This is a genomic window from Streptomyces sp. NPDC006265 (assembly GCF_040613555.1).
GTDB lineage: Bacteria > Actinomycetota > Actinomycetes > Streptomycetales > Streptomycetaceae > Streptomyces.
In genome coordinates this window covers 1-2,187 of sequence record NZ_JBEXSH010001184.1, presented here as the reverse complement: position 1 = coordinate 2,187, position 2,187 = coordinate 1, and the positions used below count along the sequence as shown (strand labels likewise).

General features: G+C 65.5%; 1 protein-coding gene and 2 pseudogenes. All 3 read left to right on the top strand.

The genetic code is table 11. The features are described from left to right. Positions 1-307, top strand: a pseudogene (locus ABZ281_RS46855) (hypothetical protein); the annotation flags it as partial. 61 nt (positions 308-368) lie between these two features. Beyond that, positions 369-743 (top strand): annotated as a pseudogene (locus ABZ281_RS46850) (NUDIX hydrolase); the annotation flags it as partial. Between the two features lie 511 nt (positions 744-1,254). After that, entirely contained in the window at positions 1,255-2,082 is an 828-nt protein-coding gene (locus ABZ281_RS46845; RefSeq protein ID WP_356664659.1) for a glycoside hydrolase domain-containing protein, read from the top strand. Positions 2,083-2,187: the final 105 nt, after the last annotated feature.

Below are 2,187 nucleotides of genomic sequence, written 5' to 3'. Positions count from 1 at the left end.
CCTCCGCGCGAAGTCCACGCCGAGTACGACAAGTTGCGAATCGCCGCGTGAAATCAACGGTCAGAAGCCTGTCCGGGAAACACGAGGCCCCTCAGCCCGCGGCGAGCACGCCATCCTGGAAGAGATCAAGACCATCGCTGCCGGCCGGATCACGATCGTGGTGACCCACCAGCTGGTCAATACCAAGATCGCCGACCGGATCATCGTGATGGAGCACGGCCGGATCGCCGAACACGGGACCTACGACGAACTCGCTTACGGCGGTGGCCTGTTCGCCGAACTTCTGGCCCTGTCCACCGACCGCTGACCCAACTACGTCGCGCCCCGGCCCCGGGGCGCGACGACCCCACCACTTGCCCGCCGTACGGATGGAGGATTCCGTGACCGCACCAGCCGTTACCACGACCACGGCGGCGCTGCTCGTCAGCGCGGACGGCCGCTACCTGCTGCATCTGCGGGACGCGAACAAAAACATCTGCAGCGCCGGACAGTGGTCCCTGCCCGGAGGCCATCCCGAACCCGGCGAAAGCCTCGACGACACGATCGCCCGCGAACTGATGGAAGAGGCCGGCCTGCACATCCCCGACCTCGTCCCGCTCGCCGTCGTCGAGGACATCGACGCCGACGACCGGACCACCAGCCGGGTCCAGGTGTACACCGGGACGTGGGACGGCGACCCCGCCCTGCTGCCCCTCACCGAGGGGATCATGCTGCGCTTCACCGATGCCGAGCAGATCCCGTATCTGACCATGGACCCGGCACCACAGCCGTCATCCGCCACCACCAGGAGGGTCGACGCCCAGACGGTGATGCCGCCGACGCGTTGCCGGTGCTGCGCCTACGCGATGCCGACACGAAGACGGTGCCGAACGTTATCGGCGTCCATCTGTACCTGGAACGGGACGGCGAGATCCTGCTCGGGTTGCGGCATCCCGACTCCGCCTACGCGCCCCTGGAGCACCACTTCCTGGCCGTTCATTAGGCAAGTCACTTGTCGGAATCAAGGCTGTCGGATTGCATACGGACCGGCGCCAGCATTGGTGCAGCCGCCAACCGAGCCCACGCGAAGCTGGCCACCCTCGCGATACGGACGTCGGCTATTCTGCGATCCGCGTCGGGCATCCGAAACGGAGGCGGCGCCACTACGCGGACGCTGCACCCGTACGCGGTCGAGTTGCGGCGACGCGCAAGCTGTCCTCCGCAGATGCGTCGGATTCACGGCAGCCGTCGGCTGCCATACGAATGGGGTGGGGATTGTCCAGTCATCGACTGTCCAAAAAGGGCCGCTACATCGCCTGGGCGACGACGGGTGTTGTCGTCACTGCGGGCGCCGGAATCGCAGCACAGACATCCATGGCGGCCACCGTTTGGCCCGCGCAGAAGACCTACACCGGTCGGGCGTTCGATACGTGCACTGCGCCCTCCCTCGCGGCGATGAAAGCGTGGAACACGAAGTTTTACGGCGCCGCCGCTGTCTACATCGGCGGCAAGAACCGTGGCTGCGCCCAGCCCAACCTGACCAAGTCCTGGGTGAAGTCGGTCAACTCCACAGGCTGGAAGCTCATACCGCTCTACGTCGGCGCGCAGCCGCCCTGCCAGACGAGCGCGAACCCGGAAAGGTTCACTGCTTCCACGGCGGCCTCCGTCGGTGCGAGTAACGCGAGGGACGCGGTCGCCAAGGCATCAGCCCTCGGGATGAAGGCCGGCAGTCCGATCTACCTGAACATGGAGTCGTACGACATCACCGACAAGGCGTGCAACGACGCCACTCTCACCTACGTGCGTTCCTTCACCAAAACGCTGCGGAACGCGACCTACCGCGGCGGCCTCTACGGCTTCAGCAGCTCCAGCGCCAAGGCCGTCGCCACCGCCCCGAACAAGACGGACCTGCCAGGTAACCTCTGGTACGCGCTGTGGGACAAGAAGAACACGACCACCACCGACTGGCCGTGGAACCCCGCTCAGTACACCAACCACAGCCGCGGCCACCAGTACATGGTCAACAGCAGAGAGACGCGAGGCGGATACACCATCACAGTCGACCGCAACGCCTGGGACGCCCCTGTCGCCATCATCGGCTGAGAAGCTTCCACTAGGGAGCGTATTCGGTTGTGATCATCAGGTGGTCCGGGTGAGCTCTCTGAGCCAGATCATCGAGGCGCGCAGATGAAGGCCGGCGAGGTAGCT